This is a genomic window from Vibrio sp. 397, from assembly GCF_033339395.1.
Taxonomy (GTDB): Bacteria; Pseudomonadota; Gammaproteobacteria; order Enterobacterales; family Vibrionaceae; genus Vibrio; species Vibrio alginolyticus.
Map to the genome: position 1 here is coordinate 507471 of NZ_JAWOUN010000003.1, position 17161 is coordinate 524631.

Annotated in this window: 16 protein-coding genes; 6 read left to right on the top strand and 10 right to left on the bottom strand. The window is 42.8% G+C overall.

Annotated elements, in window-relative coordinates:
* Positions 1 to 74: 74 nt before the first annotated feature.
* The 5 genes from R7P36_RS07720 to R7P36_RS07740 all read right to left on the bottom strand — a co-directional run bounded on the left by R7P36_RS07720 (position 75) and on the right by R7P36_RS07740 (position 6948).
* Entirely contained in the window at positions 75 to 2255 is a 2181-nt protein-coding gene (locus R7P36_RS07720; RefSeq protein ID WP_318122093.1) for a TonB-dependent receptor, read from the bottom strand.
* A gap of 94 nt (positions 2256 to 2349) precedes the next feature.
* A complete protein-coding gene (locus R7P36_RS07725) occupies positions 2350 to 3318 on the bottom strand; it encodes a siderophore ABC transporter substrate-binding protein (protein WP_053307880.1) in 969 nt (322 codons plus the stop codon).
* Positions 3319 to 3371: 53 nt separating this feature from the next.
* On the bottom strand, positions 3372 to 4325 hold the full coding sequence (locus tag R7P36_RS07730) for an iron chelate uptake ABC transporter family permease subunit (RefSeq protein ID WP_053307879.1): 954 nt from the start codon (positions 4323 to 4325) through the stop codon (positions 3372 to 3374).
* Positions 4322 to 5266: an ABC transporter permease gene (locus tag R7P36_RS07735; RefSeq protein ID WP_033906772.1), complete on the bottom strand. Its 945-nt coding sequence runs from the start codon at positions 5264 to 5266 to the stop codon at positions 4322 to 4324. Before R7P36_RS07735 ends, R7P36_RS07730 begins: the two co-directional genes overlap by 4 nt.
* 761 nt (positions 5267 to 6027) lie before the next feature.
* Positions 6028 to 6948, bottom strand: coding sequence for a M14 family metallocarboxypeptidase (locus R7P36_RS07740; protein ID WP_005375292.1), 921 nt, complete (start codon positions 6946 to 6948; stop codon positions 6028 to 6030).
* Between the two features lie 172 nt (positions 6949 to 7120).
* Here R7P36_RS07740 and R7P36_RS07745 point away from each other — a divergent pair, with 172 nt between their 5' ends.
* A complete protein-coding gene (locus R7P36_RS07745; protein ID WP_017821242.1) occupies positions 7121 to 8026 on the top strand; it encodes a DUF808 domain-containing protein in 906 nt (301 codons plus the stop codon).
* Positions 8027 to 8121: 95 nt separating this feature from the next.
* Here the strand turns inward: R7P36_RS07745 and pyrC are convergent, their stop codons facing one another.
* Entirely contained in the window at positions 8122 to 9150 is a 1029-nt protein-coding gene (pyrC, locus tag R7P36_RS07750; protein ID WP_213899134.1) for a dihydroorotase, read from the bottom strand.
* A gap of 155 nt (positions 9151 to 9305) precedes the next feature.
* Positions 9306 to 9470 (bottom strand): YqaE/Pmp3 family membrane protein, encoded by a 165-nt coding sequence (locus tag R7P36_RS07755; RefSeq protein WP_005375297.1) that lies wholly within the window; start codon positions 9468 to 9470, stop codon positions 9306 to 9308.
* A gap of 267 nt (positions 9471 to 9737) precedes the next feature.
* Here R7P36_RS07755 and R7P36_RS07760 point away from each other — a divergent pair, with 267 nt between their 5' ends.
* Entirely contained in the window at positions 9738 to 11555 is a 1818-nt protein-coding gene (locus R7P36_RS07760) for a hybrid-cluster NAD(P)-dependent oxidoreductase (protein ID WP_213899135.1), read from the top strand.
* 100 nt (positions 11556 to 11655) lie between these two features.
* Here the strand turns inward: R7P36_RS07760 and nadE are convergent, their stop codons facing one another.
* Positions 11656 to 12486 carry an ammonia-dependent NAD(+) synthetase gene (nadE, locus tag R7P36_RS07765; protein WP_053350088.1) on the bottom strand — a complete coding sequence of 277 codons (831 nt, stop codon included), beginning with the start codon at positions 12484 to 12486 and terminating at the stop codon, positions 11656 to 11658.
* A gap of 178 nt (positions 12487 to 12664) precedes the next feature.
* Between nadE and R7P36_RS07770 the strand changes: the two genes are divergently transcribed.
* The gene (locus tag R7P36_RS07770) at positions 12665 to 13198 is read left to right on the top strand and encodes a nicotinate-nicotinamide nucleotide adenylyltransferase (RefSeq protein ID WP_318122094.1); all 534 of its coding nucleotides are present in this window, start codon (positions 12665 to 12667) and stop codon (positions 13196 to 13198) included.
* 14 nt (positions 13199 to 13212) lie between these two features.
* Positions 13213 to 13695 carry a hypothetical protein gene (locus R7P36_RS07775; RefSeq protein WP_005375301.1) on the top strand — a complete coding sequence of 161 codons (483 nt, stop codon included), beginning with the start codon at positions 13213 to 13215 and terminating at the stop codon, positions 13693 to 13695.
* Positions 13696 to 13822: 127 nt separating this feature from the next.
* Here R7P36_RS07775 and R7P36_RS07780 read toward each other — a convergent pair whose 3' ends face one another.
* Entirely contained in the window at positions 13823 to 14431 is a 609-nt protein-coding gene (locus R7P36_RS07780; RefSeq protein ID WP_167415897.1) for an AraC family transcriptional regulator, read from the bottom strand.
* Between the two features lie 191 nt (positions 14432 to 14622).
* Here R7P36_RS07780 and R7P36_RS07785 point away from each other — a divergent pair, with 191 nt between their 5' ends.
* Entirely contained in the window at positions 14623 to 15732 is a 1110-nt protein-coding gene (locus R7P36_RS07785) for a 1-acyl-sn-glycerol-3-phosphate acyltransferase (RefSeq protein ID WP_065275430.1), read from the top strand.
* 73 nt (positions 15733 to 15805) lie between these two features.
* Here R7P36_RS07785 and R7P36_RS07790 read toward each other — a convergent pair whose 3' ends face one another.
* Complete coding sequence (locus R7P36_RS07790) at positions 15806 to 16405, bottom strand: hypothetical protein (RefSeq protein WP_005375305.1); 600 nt, start codon at positions 16403 to 16405, stop codon at positions 15806 to 15808.
* Positions 16406 to 16724: 319 nt separating this feature from the next.
* Between R7P36_RS07790 and R7P36_RS07795 the strand changes: the two genes are divergently transcribed.
* On the top strand, positions 16725 to 16997 hold the full coding sequence (locus tag R7P36_RS07795; RefSeq protein WP_005375306.1) for a YnjH family protein: 273 nt from the start codon (positions 16725 to 16727) through the stop codon (positions 16995 to 16997).
* The last annotated feature ends 164 nt before the right edge of the window (positions 16998 to 17161 follow it).

Below are 17161 nucleotides of genomic sequence, written 5' to 3' on the forward strand. Positions count from 1 at the left end.
GTTGTGAATTTTCATGAACAGCCAAATGGGAGTAAGTCCCCCTTAGAAGGCAGGCTAAAGGGGAGGTGGAGGGATTAGAAATCCGCAGTAGCTGACAGCATCACTGTACGTGGTGCGCCAAGAGCTAGGTCCGCATAGTGGGTGGTTGTCCAGTAATCTTCATCCAGTACATTGTTTACGCTAAGGCGCCAAACCACGCTTGTTTCAGCAATATTTGAGTTGTAGCGTGCGCCAAGATCAAGAATAGTCTGTGCAGGTAATGCCTGAGTGTTTTGTGCATCAATGTATTGTTCAGACATATAGTTCGCTTGGCCGATAAGCGTGAGATCACGCATCGCAGGGAGGTTCCATTCTAATGCGAGTTTAGCTTGTAAATCGGGTAGCTTAGTTGCTTGTTTCCCCTCCTCTGTCACATCTGTTGCTTTTGTAATCTCTGCATCTGTATAGGCGATACCACCGATGAGTGTATAGTCCTTTGATAGTGTGCCGTAGAACCCCCATTCAATACCGCGATTGCGCTGTTCACCACCGAAAGAAAAAATGTTGGTATCCGGATCTTGGTACCCATTTGGCTTATTAATCTCAAATAAACTGAACGTATGAGCAAAGCCGTCCAGGTCAAGCTTCACGCCTGCTTCAGTCTGTTTGGTTTTTTGGGGTTCAAAAGCCTCTCCTGCGTTTGCAGCGCTAGAGCCTGCTGTTTTCCCATTCGTTAAGCCTTCGGTGTAGTTACCATAAAGCGAAACTGAGCTCGAAACTTTGTATAATGCTGCAAGTGCGGGAGTGTAAGTACTTTCCTTAAACTTGGTGGTAGGAAGCGACATTCCGTTCATTATTATTCCAGATTCATAATCAATGCTCTGGTAACGCAAGCCGAGCGTGATTTGGTATTTCCCATCAACAAAAGATAACGTATCGGCAATGCCATAGCTGACCTGAGTTGAATCGATAGGTAAACCATAGTAGTTGTCGTAAACTGAATTTTCTGGTCCCCAAACAGGATCATAAATATTCGAGTTCCAAGGGGCTGGATTATTATTACCAGTTGGAGAATCATTTTTATCTTCTCTAAAGTAAGTACTATTCAGTACAAGGTGGTGTTCTACTGGGCCAGTGTCAAAGTTGCTACGAACACCTATCTCACCTGAAGTCCGTTTGTTCTCAAGCTTAACTGATCCGAGAGATACCTCTAGGTTACCCTCGTTATCGATGATTTTGATTCGTTGCGGTACATTTGAATGAAAATCTGTACGGCTACCACCCAATGCGCTGTATACAGTTACAGAGTCACTAACGTTTAGCTCCCCGCGAATCATCATCCCTTTATCTTCGCTATCATTGTAGGCCCAACTTGGCGTCAATAATGTGTCAGATGGAGGAGATGATGGGATTTTGAGACCAGAAGCGATGCTTAACCCACGGTTTGCACCTTCAACTCGCTCTGTACTGTAGTAAAAATCTGCTTCAAGGAAAGCAATGTCATTACGCCAATCAAGGCTTAATGATGCAAGTTGAGTTTTGTTGCTTTGGTTGTTTATCGCGGTGTCTCCATCTTTAAATGCACCGTTGAAACGAATACCAAATTCTTCATTTGTACCAAAGCGACGTCCAATATCGATATGTCCTCCGAATTGAGTGTCCGATAAGTAGCTGCCGGTGAAAGATGTGATTGGTGTTTCTTGTGCTCTTTTTGTCACTAAGTTGATGGTGCCACCAACAGATCCATTCGGTGGCATACCGTTGAGCAAAGAAGCAGGACCTTTAAGTACATCAATACGTTGATACATTTCAGGAGAGGTTCGGTAATAAGGAGCGATACCATACAATCCATTAAACATAACGTCGCTAATGTCTGAGTTGAAACCTCTTACTTTGAAACTTTCTTTGTTTAAGCCGGTTTCACCGCTGGTGAAAACAGAGGGATCAGAAGCTGAGATTACATCTGAGATATCGCGTGCTTGTTGGTCTTGAATGTGTTTTTCTGTGTATCCAATCGTATTGAAAGGCGTTTCCATGAAGTTTTTGTCGCCAAGCATTCCCATATTACTCGCGTGAGAAACTTTGCCAGCGGCATAAACTCCGTTTGCTTCACCATAAACTGTCATTGATTCATCTACGACTTCTTCAGCTTGAGCGATACTAATTGGTACGACAAAAGTACTAAATTGAAGTGAAATAAAGAGGGCGATATGACACGGGCTTGGTTTGTTTTTCTGTGAAGAGTCCATCGCTATCTGATGATAGTCATGAGTCATTATAGATTCCTTTTCTTTGTTTGGGCTAGCTCACATCCGTTCTGACGTCGATTGAGTGTTGAATTACTTAAGATCCAACTCATTGTTATTAGATTTAGCTTTGGTAACCTTTTAGGATGTCTTCAATTATGATTTTCAGAGATGTGATGCTTGCTGAAGTGATGTACCAAGCATCGGCATCAACAAAAACGACGTTGTCGTTTTTCCATGCTTTGGTTTGACGGAGTAGTGGGTTTGCTAAGTGTTCCGCATCAATGACAGGCTTTCCTTCCATTACTGCTGTTCGATCAATGATGTAAAGAATGTCTGGATCAGCTTGGCTAATGAACTCGCTAGAAATTGGCTGACCATGCAAACCTGTCTCCACTTTTTCACTCGCTGGTTTTACCCCCAGAACATCGAAAACGAAGCCATAACGAGACTCAACGCCAAATGAGCTGAAAGCACCATTGTTATGCATGACAACCAAAGCTTTTTCAGAACGCTCTTTCGTAACAGCGCGCACTTCTGCGACTTTTGCATCGATTTCGGCAACTTTCTGTTGGGCTAGCTCCTGCTTTTCAAAGATCTCACCAAGCTCTACAAGGTGTTTCTTAATGGTATCGACGTGATGGTCACGACTATTACGGTAGTTGATGTCAAAATGTAAAGTCGGAGCGAGTTGAGAGAGTTCTTCATACTGATTAGCATGTAGCGGAGTCATCAATACGAGATCTGGTTTTAGGGCATAGATCTTTTCCATATTAGGCTGAACTATCGCACCAAGATCCGCTATCTCAGGTGTGTCTTTGTATTTCGCTAGAAAGTGAGGAACAAAGTCTTTCACCATTCCTGAGATTGGAACATTTAGCTGATCTAAAAAGTCCACTTCGTTCATATCTAATGCTGCCACTCGTTGAGGGCGATGAGAAATAGTAGTTGCTCCGAGATTGTGTTCAATCACGATGAGCTTTTCTAATGGCTGAGTATCTTCAATTTTAGTTATTTCCGGCTCGCAACCTGATAAGGTTCCTAGAGCGCAGCAAGCAAGCGCGATACTCAAACGTAGGGGGCTATTAAACATGGGGTATTTCCTTTTTGTCAGTGAGTTGTCTTTAAACAGGCGAGTAACAGTTTTCATATTTGGCTTCTTGTTCTTATCGTGATGGCTAGGAAATATCCCCCACAAAGGACATTCACCAAAATAGAGACGGTGGTTTTAAAGTTAAATAAGTGCTCTACCAGAAGTTGACCAGACAAGAACATGACAATTGCAATAGCACAAGCAACGAGCAATATGTGTCTGTAGTTCGGTGCGCTAGTAACGGAATAAGCAATATTGGCAATAAAAATTCCCATAAAAGCCGTTGGGCCAATCAAGCTCGTCGAAATTGCTACTAAAATGGCGATTACAGCAAAGAACTTTGGTACATATTGCTTATCATTTAGTCCTAATGACATCGCTTGGTCTCGACCTAGACCTATCACATCTAGCTCGCGTGACCATCTGTTAGCAAAGAGTGCCAAAACGCTTAACGCAATACTGGAAAAAAGTAACGTAGAAGGTTTCGCTCGCTCAAACGAGGTATAGCTGAGCCCTTGAAGGATAGAGAATTCTCCAGGGCTTATTCTGAGCTGGATAAATTGAGCAAGAGTTGTCAGCACCATTGTCAAAACAAAGCCAATCAGCAGAACTTGGTGCATGTCATGTTTAAATCTATTGAGTACCCAAGATTGAATCGCTAAGGAATACAACAGAATGAGTATTGCAGAGACAGCGAAATTACCGACAACACCTAATGTAGCAATGCCAGAAGTGCCCCCTAGTAATAAGAGTAGGGTTTGCCAAACCAGATAAACCGACTCATATCCCATAATGGATGGCGTAAGAATACGATTACCAGCTAAAGCTTGGAAAATAACAGCAGAGATGGCCACGCAGCTGCCCCCAATAACTATGGCACCAAGTTTAATCAGCCTCTTAGGGATGACGTAATCAAAATCCCACCCAGAGCTTGTAAAGATAAAGGCGATAGACAGTATGCAAACGAGTATAATGCTCACTCGCATGTTTGAGTAATGTGATCTCATACTCGTGCTCCTTTCAAAAGAAACACAAGAAACATGACTCCCCCGATAGCACTGGCTGTTAATCCAATTGGGACTTCAAAAGGAAAGGCAACAACTCTGCCTATGACATCGCAAAAAATAAGTAACGAAGCGCCGCCTAGTGCAACGATTGGTAGGGTGTTTTTAAGGTGATCGCCATATTTTAGTGCGACTAGGTTAGGTATGACTAAACCGATAAAATGAATGGCACCTACGGTCACCACTGTTATAGCAACTGTCACGGAAACTAGCATTAGACCCAAGGCGGCAGTGAACGCAATATTAATTCCTAAGTTGGACGCAACATCTTCGCCCATTCCCATCACAGTAAACTTATGTGCATATAAGTAAGTCAGTAGGGTGATGGGTAAAATCAAGAAAATTATTTCATAGTGTTCTTGGACCACTTTGGAGAAATCTCCCATTAACCAACCGGACATACTCTGTAAGATGTTGTTTTGATAAGCATAAAACTCCGCTATAGCACTTAGTACACTACCAAACATAAGCCCAATCACAGGTATTAACGCAGAGTTACTGAATTTAATTTTTCGTACGATGGCAATGTAGATAAGGCCAGCGGCGAAGCAAAATAGTACGGCGAAGAGCATACGTTCAAGCTTGTCTGAGGATGGAAGCATGACGATAGATACCAAAATACCGAGCTTTGCCGCATCGATACCGCCTGTGGTGCCCGGCTCAACAAAACGATTTCTAACAATATGTTGAAGAATAACACCACATATTGCGAGACCAGATCCGGTAAGAATTAGTGCGATTAGCCTTGGTAATCTGCTAGCAGTAATCGGTAGCCAAGCTTTGTCATCCATGGTCAGCAATAACGACCAATCTAGTTGGTTTGCGCCGACGAAAATTGAAGTTAAGCACAGTATAAAAAACAGGCTTACTACGTGAATACTCATACAGAATCTGCCCCAAAATAAAGTGAGTTTCTCTTAACTTATGACTTGGGGATGGAATACGAATAATGAATATCTATTCGCATATAGGTTCTAAATTCCAACAAAACATAACCAAGTTATTTTTTATAAACATTAAGGTCACAATCCAGCCCTCAAAGTATCACTAGGCCATACCTAAAAATTCAACGTGCTGATTTGGCTTTAAAACTGGATTAACTAGCAAAAGAAAAGTGCCGCTTTCAATGCAAAGAGAAAGAGGTTCTCGATTTAAAATTAAAATACAAATGATAATTATTTTCATTATATCTTTGTTTTTTCGGTTAAGCAATGAAGTTCATATGTGTTTCTCTAAAAAGATCAATCGCGTATAAAAAACAAGGCAATGGCTAATGCATGTGCTTTTGGGTAAGTGATTAAAAAATAAAGCCAAAGAGCATTAAGCTTTCTTATTGTTTAAGGATGTTTTTCGCTTCAGAAGCTCGTTGGTTGAGGTTTGATTTAAATGGTATGACGATAGTTTGTTCAGGAAGAGGAGTTAGTAGTGACGATGATGTCTAGATGTCGTTTGTATTTTAGGATTTATTAGATACCGCATTAAAATAGCGTCATAAAGTCGTGATGCTTCGCATCTTCAGTGTTAGCGATGTTAATGCGGTAATTTCTAATAAACTAGCGGATTAATGTCTCAACTTGCTTTTGGAGCAAAGTAAAGCTGATTCACAATTCAAAGACATCGTCAGTTGCTTTATTGTTAACCTGTGTTATTCGAGCTTACTTAGTACGTAATTCAAACCACCAACTACGGCTGCAACCTGTGCATCGTTGCATTCTTCGTCGGTCACCGTTGGGCTGTCTGGGTACACTTCCGTTGTCGTGCCGTAAACGCAATTTGTTACGCCGCCACACAGGCCCAGTTTTACCATTGGGTAGTTGATAACGCCAAACTGTACGACGGGTGAACCAATGATTTCGCCGTTTTCATCTGCTGGTGCAATGTGAGTCACTTTTGCAACTGACTCAATGACCGCTTTTTGGAAGTCAGGCTGAGGGTTTTCACTATCTCCCACCGTGTAAAAGCCATCTGGGATCATACCTTCAATGTACTCAATACCATCACGAGCAGCTAAGGCTGGACGGAACTCAGTTTCGTCAGAATCTGTCGTTTCATGTAGATCAATGTGCATTAACACATCGCCTAAAGTTGCAACTAGCTTTATGAGATTAGCGGACTCTTCGGCAGGGCTATCCTTATAGAAAGAGCGGTTTGGATCAATCGCGTTTGGATTCCAGCGGTTGATCACCTCGTAACCCCAAGGGCTTACGCAGGGTGCAACGACAATATTGAAATGCTCTGCATAGCGCTCTGCTTCTGTTTCTACAAACTTTAATGCGCCATGTACACCGCTGGTTTCGTAACCGTGCACGCCGCCTGTGACCAACACAACAGGTTTAGTTGAATCCCAATTGCGTGTTTTGATACAAAACAGAGGGAAGCGTGCCTCGTTGTATGAGAGCGCACCATATTGTTCAACATCAAAACGCTCGCGTAGGGCATCGATTTTACTGACGACTTCATCTTGGTAGCTACGTTTTACTTCTTGCGTTGCTAACCAAGCTTTACGTTCTTCTTCGTTCCAAGGTTGGCCAGGAGTACCGATCGGGTAAATGTATCCACTTTTCATCTATACTTTTTCTTTTGACTGCTGAAAGGTATCACAAGACTAGACCTGTCTTATCTTTACGGCAATATAAAACACCATTTGGGGTGGTATTCTTTGCAAAATCATCACTTTGATGAGTTATTCATTGGTGTTACATTTTGTTACTTACTCAATTTCATATAAGAGACAAAAAATGGCTGGAGCAAGTTTACTCACACTGTTGGACGATATTGCCACGGTGCTTGATGATGTCGCCTTAATGTCAAAAATGGCGGCAAAGAAAACCGCAGGTGTGTTGGGAGATGATCTAGCGTTAAACGCTCAACAAGTGTCTGGTGTTGCATCTGAGCGAGAGATTCCAGTGGTTTGGGCGGTTGCAAAAGGCTCATTCAAAAATAAATTGATTTTGGTTCCTTCTGCTTTACTTATTAGCGCCATTATTCCATGGCTTATCATGCCATTATTGCTAATTGGCGGCTTATTTCTCTGCTTTGAAGGGGCAGAGAAAGTACTTGAGAAAGTGTTTCCTCACTCGCATCCGCACGAAGAAAAAGAGGAGCTAGTTAATACTGGCGAGTCGATAGAAGAGTATGAAAAGCGTAAAGTTTCTGGTGCAATTCGAACAGACTTTATCCTTTCAGCAGAAATTATCGTGATTGCGTTAGGTACCGTGACCGGAGCCAGTCTTGTTACGCAAATTTTAGTTGTCAGTTTAATTGCAGTGATTATGACGGTTGGAGTTTATGGACTAGTCGCTGGGATTGTGAAGCTAGATGATTTAGGCCTTTACCTTGAGAGTCGCTCAAACGGTAAAGGTTGGGTGGCGAAAGTCGGAGGGGCCTTGGTCGCTTTTGCACCAAAGTTGATGAAGTTGTTAACCATTGTAGGAACTGCTGCGATGTTTTTGGTGGGTGGGGGAATTGTAGTGCACAACGTGCCAGCCATTCATCACTTTGTAGAGCCGATTATTATGAACTTTAGTGGTCATTCGGTTGCTACAGCCATTTTGCCTATTTTATTGAACGGTATTATCGGCTTTGTGGCGGGGTTGGTTGTGGTTGCGGTATGGACGATGGTTGAAAAGCTTCGTGGTCAATAATCACATCTAAAACATGAGACGATAATAACAAGGGTCATGACTTCTTTTTACAAAAAGCATGACCCTGTTTTATAGGTGAAATGTCAGTAAAGTACTTACTTCACTTTCCACTCGATCTGTTCATTTGCTCGAATAGGCACAACGATATCATTGCCAAATGGCATCGTTTCTGGCACATCCCAAGCGGATTTTTCTAACGTTACCGTATCTTTGTTACGTGCAATGCCGTAAAAATCAGGACCGTTGAAGCTTGCGAAAGCTTCCAAGTTTTCCAACTTGCCTTCTTTTTCGAAGACTTCTGCATAAAGCTCTAGCGCTGCGTGTGCAGTGTAAGAACCAGCACAACCGCAAGCCGATTCTTTTGCCCCTTTCGCATGTGGCGCTGAGTCTGTACCTAGGAAAAACTTCTTGCTACCACTAGTTGCTGCTTCGATCAGCGCTTGCTGGTGGGTTCCGCGCTTAAGAATTGGCAAACAGTAGAAATGAGGTTTAATACCACCCACAAGCATGTGGTTACGGTTGAAAAGAAGGTGGTGGGCAGTGATGGTAGCCGCTACGTTGTCTGAGGCGTTGCTAACGAAGTTTGCTGCGTCGGCGGTGGTGATATGTTCTAGTACGATTTTAAGATTAGGGAAGTCATTGACGATAGGAGCGAGGACAGTATCAAGGAATTCTTTCTCTCGGTCGAAGATATCAACATCGTGATGTGTTACTTCGCCATGAACCAGAAGTAACATTCCGACTTCTTCCATCGCTTCTAAAACGTGATAAATGTTCTTCGCATTGGTCACACCGGAATCTGAGTTTGTGGTAGCGCCTGCAGGATAAAGCTTGGCAGCAACAATGTTTCCGGTTGCTTTAGCCTTACGTACTTCGTCTGGTGTCGTGTTATCTGTAAGGTAAAGTGCCATTAAAGGCTCAAACTGTTCGCCATGTTGCTCTTTGAGAATTCGGTCACGGTAGGCTAGGGCGAGCTCAGTTGTAGTAACAGGTGGGACGGTATTTGGCATAATCAGCGCCCGGCCATTGTAGCGGCTGATGTCGCGAACGGTGTCTTTAAGAACTTCCCCATCGCGTAAGTGAACGTGCCAGTCGTCAGGACGAGTGATAGTCAGTGTTGTCATTAATTGCTCCCACCATTGAAAAGTTGTCTGATTGGAGCCTAAGCGCCGTATTTGCTTTTGAGCAAACGCTTGCGCTTAGGCGACAGGATGATAGAGGAATTGCCCTCATATTTCATCCCATTTTTCAATTTTATAAAGAGTGAGAGTGTAAGTGGTTACTTCATTGTTAACCAAAGCGCGTGGATCGTACCTGGTAGAAAGAAGAAACACGTCAATATTAGATTAATCAAAAAGTCTTTATTTAGACCTTTCTCCATAAACACCGCGACAGGCGGAAGAAAGATACATAACAAAATCAGAACCAGTTTTCTTGTATCCATAATTAAGCTCCAAATCGATAAATGGGAGTAGTGATAACTTGGGTGAATTATGTGTGTCGTATCACACTTTATCAAACGGTATTTGGTCAGAACGGTGTTAAAAAACGCGAATATTGAGTGTAGTAAATACTTGTCACTAAAACCAAATTTATAAGAATATGGTTTCGAGAAAGTTGCGATGGATGAAGAGGCAGTAGACTCTGCAACTTAATGTGATTTGAGTATACAATACCGCAACAAATAAAAAACACCCGTAGGAAGAAGGCCATGTCGCAACCCGTTTTATCCCAAATTAATGTTTTTCCGGTTAAGTCAGTTGGCGGATTATCGCTGTCGTCCGTATGGGTTGAGAAGCAAGGATTGAGCTTCGATCGTCGCTTTATGATTGCGAAAGCTGATGGCTCGATGATCACTGCGCGAAAGTATCCGCAAATGGTAACCATTAAGTCTGCCCTATTGTCCGATGGAGTGGTGTTTAGTAGTTTGGGTATGGAGCCACTTAAAATCCGTTACCAAGATTTCAAAATGCAGGAGACACCTGCAACGGTTTGGAAAGATACATTTACTGCCTATACCACGACAGATGATGCAGATGACTGGTTTAGTCGTGTGTTGGGGCTGCGCGTTGAGTTGTTATTTAGTGGTGAGCAATCGAATCGTGTCCGTGAAAAGCTAGGTCAAAACGTCAGTTTTGCTGATGGTTATCCGGTTTTAGTGATCAGTCAAGCTTCACTTGATGAGCTGAACCGAAGAAGTTCAGAACTACACTCAATGGATCAGTTTCGTACTAACTTAGTTGTCTCTGATACTAAACCATTTGAAGAAGATTCATGGAAGCGCATACGAATCGGTGAGGTAGAGTTTGAGTCTCTCAAACCTTGCGAGCGCTGTATCCTGACTACGGTGAATACCCAAAGAGGCACATTCCGTGAGAGCAAAGAGCCGCTCAAAACCTTGCAACAGTTCCGTGCAAACGATGTCGGTGGTGTGTTCTTTGGCCAGAATCTTGTCGCGCGAAATGAAGGCATTATTCGTCAAGGCGATAAAGTTGAAGTATTGGAGTACAAAGAGCCGGAGTTTTACGCAGATAACTCGCCAGTGCGCATGAAGCTTACATGTGTTGAGCGTGAAGAAATTGCCCAAGACTTTGTGACCTTATGGTTAGAGCCAAACAAAGGCTCGTTGCCTAATTACTTGCCAGGACAACACCTGCCAATAGAGGTGAATATTGATGGTAAGAAAGTGGGTCGACGCTATACCTTATCATCCAGTCCTTCTCGCCCGGGTCGTTATGCTATTTCTGTAAAGCGTATCGCGGGTGGAAGAGTCTCTAACTCACTCTTAGACAACTTACAAGTCGGTGATGTTTTAGAGGCAGAACAACCTGACGGTCAGTTCCACCTTAAAACGCATGAAGCGCAGCCTCTGCTGTTACTCTCTGCGGGTAGCGGAGTAACACCAATGTTATCAATGGTGCGTTACTTAGCGGATCACAATCAGTTGGATAACGTGGTTTTCTACCATCAATGTCGCACCGAGAATGATATTCCTTGTCGCTCAGAGTTGGAGCAGTTAAAGCGTGAGCACCCAGGGCTAGAAGTAAAAGTCTGTTTAACGCAACCTGCTGTTGATTGGTTTGGTTTGAAAGGGCGTTTAAGTTTGTCACACATTAAGCAAATCAAAGATGTTGAACAGCGCCAAGTGTTTGTGTGTGGTCCTGATGGTTTTATGGAGAAAGCGAAAAATCTCCTGCTAAGAAAAGGGCTGCCAGAAGAAAACTACCATCAAGAAGCGTTTGGCGTATCTTCAGTCACTTCAAGACCAGAGAAGAGCATAGCGATCGATTTCAATGGGACGAAAGTTGTAGGGAATAATCAGAAAACGTTGTTAGATCAGCTTGAAGACGCAGGGAAGGTTGTTAGCAATAGCTGTCGTGCTGGCTTATGTGGTGCCTGTAAAGTTCAGCTTACGTCGGGTCAAGTACATCATCCGGACGTGCCCGCGTTGACTGATGAGGAACGTGCACTGGGAACCGTATTGGCGTGTTGTGCTGTGCCAGAGACGGACGTAACAGTAACCAACTAGGCGAGAGCAACTTTGTCCTTCGACAAAAACTGTTCCTAGACAAAAAAACGCTGCTATTTTTAGCAGCGTTTTGAGTTTTAAAGAGAGCTGAAAATATCGCTTAGTCGTAAATCGTCGGGATTGGCTGGCGTTTGTGCTGCGTTGCTTTGTAAATCGCTACCAGACGGTCACTAACTTGCTGTGGAACAGGTTTGCCCTCTAAGAAGTCGTCGATTTGCTCGTAAGTTAGGCTTAGGGCATCTTCATCTGCTTTTTGTGGAGCAAGCTCTTCTAAGTCTGCTGTTGGCACTTTCTTCACTAGTTGCTCAGGTGCACCCAATGTAGCAGCCACTTCACGAACTTGGCGCTTACTTAATCCGAACAATGGTGCCATGTCACAAGCGCCATCACCAAATTTAGTGTAGAAACCAGTGATGTTTTCTGCTGAGTGATCAGTACCAAGAACAAGGCCGCCTACGTAGCCCGCGATCTCGTATTGAGCAACCATGCGAGCACGCGCTTTTACATTGCCTTTTACGAAGTCGACTTTTGCTGCATCAGTTGGTAAAAGACCTGTACCTTCTAATGCAACGTGAGAAGCCGAATGAAGCCCATCAACACCTGCTTTGATGTTTACCGATACAGAATGGGTTGGCTGGATAAAAGACAGAGCGAGCTGAGCCTCATCTTCATCTTTTTGCTCCCCATAAGGCAGGCGAACTGCGATAAATTGGTAGCTGTTGTTGCCCGCTTCTTCGTTCAGTTGGTCTACAGCCAACTGAGCTAAACGACCGCATGTCGTTGAGTCAACGCCACCGCTGATGCCAAGAACAAGAGACTTACAGCCCGCTTCTTGCAATTTACGCTTAATAAAAGCGACACGGCGTTCAATTTCAAAATGCGGATCAATTGAAGGGAGTACGCGCATTTCGTCACGGATGGATTGTTCCATTTAGGGTTCCTTTTCCTGCAAATATTTCAGACTCTAAAGCACATTTGCTCAAATGGTGATAAACCATACAGTTGAGGCTCATTAAACGCGACTTTAGGGTCAAAAGCTGTAAAGATTAGTAGTATCATACCGAAATCATCAGATTAGAAAACTCTCTTCAACCAGGTAATCACCGGATATGAAAAAAATCGCCATTTTTGGTAGTGCATTTAACCCACCTAGTTTAGGGCATAAAAGTGTTATTGAGTCATTGAGCCACTTTGATCTTGTGCTACTTGAGCCAAGCATTGCACACGCTTGGGGCAAGAACATGCTTGATTACCCAACTCGGTGCAAAATGGTTGATGCGTTCATCAAGGATATGGGGCTTTCTAATGTTCAGCGTTCTGATACAGAGCAAGCTTTATACCAACCTGGACAAAGTGTGACGACCTATGCGTTGTTAGAAAAAACTCAAGAAATCTACCCAACTGCCGATATAACTTTTGTCATTGGTCCTGATAATTTCTTCAAATTTGCTAAATTTAGTAGAGCTGAAGAGATTACGGAACGTTGGACTGTTATGGCATGTCCTGAAAAAGTAAAAGTCAGAAGCACAGATATTCGCAAAGCATTGGCCGAGGGTGAAGAGATCGGTGCCTATACAACACCTTCCGTACGTGATTTATTACTTAGTAAAGGCTTATACAGAGAAACATTGTCTGGGAACTGAGAGGTCAGATTTTCATGGTCAGAGTCGTTTTATTTAGTGCATGTGCGCTGCTTGTGGTGACACAAGCTCATTCCGCGTGTAACTATTTTTCTGATCGTTCCGTGGTGTTTGAAGATAACACTCTTCCAATCTGTGAAGAAATTTTAGATTCCATCGGCGTGTTAAGTACTGAAGCATTGATTTGGTATGCAGCGGAAGCGAAGCTTGAAGGACCAACAGAAAACTATTGGGAGGAGTGGGCGATTAAGCCGGAAGAGACCCCACTTCTAACTCAAAACTTAGAAAAGAATTACTTTGGTCTTGGTTTTTGGATGCCGGAAGAGCTCCGAGACGAAGAGAGTAAAATGGATACAGAAGAGTGGCTTCGTAGTCACGGGTTGATGTTCAGCGTCGGTTTTGGTGATAAATCAGACGGACAGCCAAGAATGCGGTTTGATTATCGTTGGCACGAATATTATGACGCTGACTGGATGATGCAGATAGAAGTACCTTTCTAGACATCTCAAGCAAATGAAAAAAGGGCGTACATTATCAATGTACGCCCTTTTTGTTTTTACTTGAATCTCTACTTTCTGTATCCGTAACTCTACGTAATGCTGAAAACGTAGCTTGTTAAAGAGCAAGTTATAGCGCTTCTCCAAAGACTAAAAAGCAAAGCTGTTCATATTCTTCGGTGTTACCAGCAAAAAGAGAGTCAACAATTTGCTCTTCCTTCTTCCCAGACAGTTTCATTTTTCTTGCTTCACGTAGTGTTAGTACCAAGCAAAGCTCTTTAGAAATATTCATGTCACAGCCAGGAGTCCATTGATTGATGGTTCTCGTTAACGTTGAGTGCGCTAGTTTAGGAGACAGCGTCAATATTTCATGTCTTACTACTGTTAGTAGATCGGTTTGCAGATCCGAGCGTTCGGCAGTTGTTGCTAGCTTCTCGACGAGCGCTTTGAGTAGCGGTGAAGGCTTCACAAAGCCCGCCTGTTGTGAGAAGTCGTCATTTAAACGCACAGAAAAATCACAACGATATACACGAGAATTAGGTAAAAAGGTGAGGGAGCTCAAACATCCTTGAGGAATCCAAAAATATTGGCCTGGTTCAATGGCATACTCCTGCTTACCCAATTTAATGACGGCTAACCCTTCGATGACAGATAGTAGACTGTGCTTCAGTGCTTTTTTACGCGCAGCTACATCAAGAAAGGGGTATTTAGCGTCGTGAAATTCAATTGCGTAGTTCATTATGAGTACCAGTGTTTTTTGGCGCTAAGGGTAACGTTAAACCCATACGATTCCAACTGGCTGAGAGAATTTTTTAGCATGATAAATGGTGGCTTAACTGGTATGACCATGTTAAAAGTATGGGTTGAAATGCTGCTTGTCAGCAAAACTATGCGTAAAATGTGCCAGCTTTTTTTGATATGTAATGAACAATGACAGCCAATACTGATCCTTATATTGAAATTCGTCCTTACAACGACGAAGAAATTCCAGCAGCGCTGGATCGTCTAATCCAAGATGATGAATTTATCACTGCTATCCTAGAACATCGCTTTGCTAATAAAGCAGCGTGGTTCAAAACGCTAATGAGCCCGATCCTGCGAATCTACCTGAAAGCCAAGTGGAGCAAGCTTGATTCTGTCGAAGCAATTCAGATTGAAGTGAAGAAGTATCTGAAAGATACATTGAATAAGACAACGGATGGCGTCACTTTTTCTGGTTTGGATAAGCTGGATAAAAACACGTCATACCTATTCGTTTCTAACCACCGTGATATTGCGATGGACCCTGCGCTCGTAAATTATGGCTTGTACCAAAGTGGGCACCGTACAGTTCGTATAGCGATTGGCGATAACCTGCTGAAGAAGCCATGTGCGACAGAATTGATGCGACTCAATAAGAGCTTCATCGTTAAGCGCTCTGCTAAGGCGCCTAGAGAAATGATGAAAGCATTGGGACAACTGTCAAGCTATATCAAACATTCGCTTGATACTGGCAATTCAATTTGGATTGCCCAAAAGGAAGGTCGTGCTAAAGATGGAAACGACTTTACTGATCCTGCGATTTTAAAAATGTTCCATGTTGAAGGTCGTAAACAAAAAATCAGTTTTGGTGAGTACACGCGTTCTCTGAAAATCGTTCCTGTCTCGATTGCCTATGAAAATGATCCATGTGACATTGCCAAAGCAAAAGAGCTGTACGAAAAAGCAGAAAATGGCCGCTATGAAAAAGGCGAATTTGAAGATATCGAAAGCATCATTCAAGGTATCGTTGGCTATAAAGGCCGTGTACATGTTGCGTTTGGTGATGTGATTGAGCAAGAGTTTGAAACGCCGGAAGCTCTTGCTGGTGAAATCGACCGCCAAATTCACAACAACTACAAATTGTACCCAATCAACTTGTTAGCTGCTGGGCATGAAGATTCGAGCATCATTACGGAAGCGGTTAAGCGTCATCTCTCGGATAAGTTGGATCAGCTACCTGAAGGAGCAAGACCTTATTTGGTGGCGAGCTATGCCAATCCTGTGAATAACCAAGAGTAATCTTCGTCACTGAACTCGTTGATTCAGAATGCCTTAAAGCCTCGGTCTGCCGGGGCTTTTGTTTATCTGCTCTTTAAGGTGCGACGGCACCACCAAGGGTTAAATTGCTGGGCCATTTTGTGATCCTGTTACCACCTAAATAGATATTCCCTTTCACCGTCATTGTGTCTGGAAATACTTTCAGCGCTGATCCTCCAATATAGAGATTACCATCAACCACTAATCCTTCAGGAAGATCAGAAATGGGAGTGCGAATAACACTTAGATCACCTTTTACTCGAAGTTTAGCTGGAAGCGCTTTTAGCGGTGTATCTGTCAGGTTTAGGTAACCGCCTAATTTTATGCCTTTAGGCCAGTTTTCGATCTTACTACCTAGTAGGTTTGCATAGCCTTTTATCTTTGTTCCTGAGCGAATAACTTTGAGTGCGCTGTTAGTTGCTTCCAGACTGCCTTCAACATCAAGCCCTTTGGGCAAGGTTTTGATAGGGGTTTGTGAGATGTTTAAGTTGCCCTTTACCACTAGGCCAGAGGGGAGTTGGGTGTAAGGCTTGTTTCTAAGATCAAGATTGCCGTAATTATCGATGTGACCAAACTTAGAATAGTAATCTAGCTCATATGCCAAAGGAGACGAGCAGAGCAGGATTGAAGTAAGGCATAGGGAAACAAAACGCATAGTCAAAGATTTAGTTAAATACCGAGATCAACAGGTGCTTATCTTATACTTAAATAAACCTATTATGCATTTTTTGCTCACAGTTTTTGATTCATAACTTAAATATTCAAATTAGAGATGCACGCTAAAAGTGTGCGCTTCTTTACTGCGCTAAGTAACTTCAAGCTTACTAAAATGAGATAAATTAAATGATTGAATGTGAAGCAGATTCAAGCGTAGAGGTGAGAAAAATATCAGTAGATATTTGAATAATATGAGATTCTTCCAAGAACTTCACAAGGGTCCTTGTTAGTATTATTGAGGTTTGAGGGAGATTTTCATGAAGTTAAAAAGTGTATCTATTTTTACCGCTGGTGTTTTTGCAGTACTGCTGTCGGGTTCCGTTTTTGCTAAATCATACAGTACACCAGAAAACAAAGCGCTAATAGTTGCTGACGGTAAGGTAGGTCAGCGTATCTGTTACTACGATGATAAAGCCTACACCACAGGGGCCGTGATTAATGTTGAAGGCGTACTACTGATGTGTACCGCTGAGAACGATTTTGAAACCAATGGCTCGTTAAAGTGGGTCGTGTTCAAAAAAGATAAATAAACGCGCCGAAGTTGTCTGTTTCATTTAGAGCGGTTTAAGATTAAGAGATTGGAAAAATAAAAGCGAGCATCATGCTCGCTTTTTTCATTTTCAGCCCTAAACCACCTACTTCAGTAGGTGGTTATCATCCGTTTCGGCTTTGCCTGTAAAACTACTCATGCTAA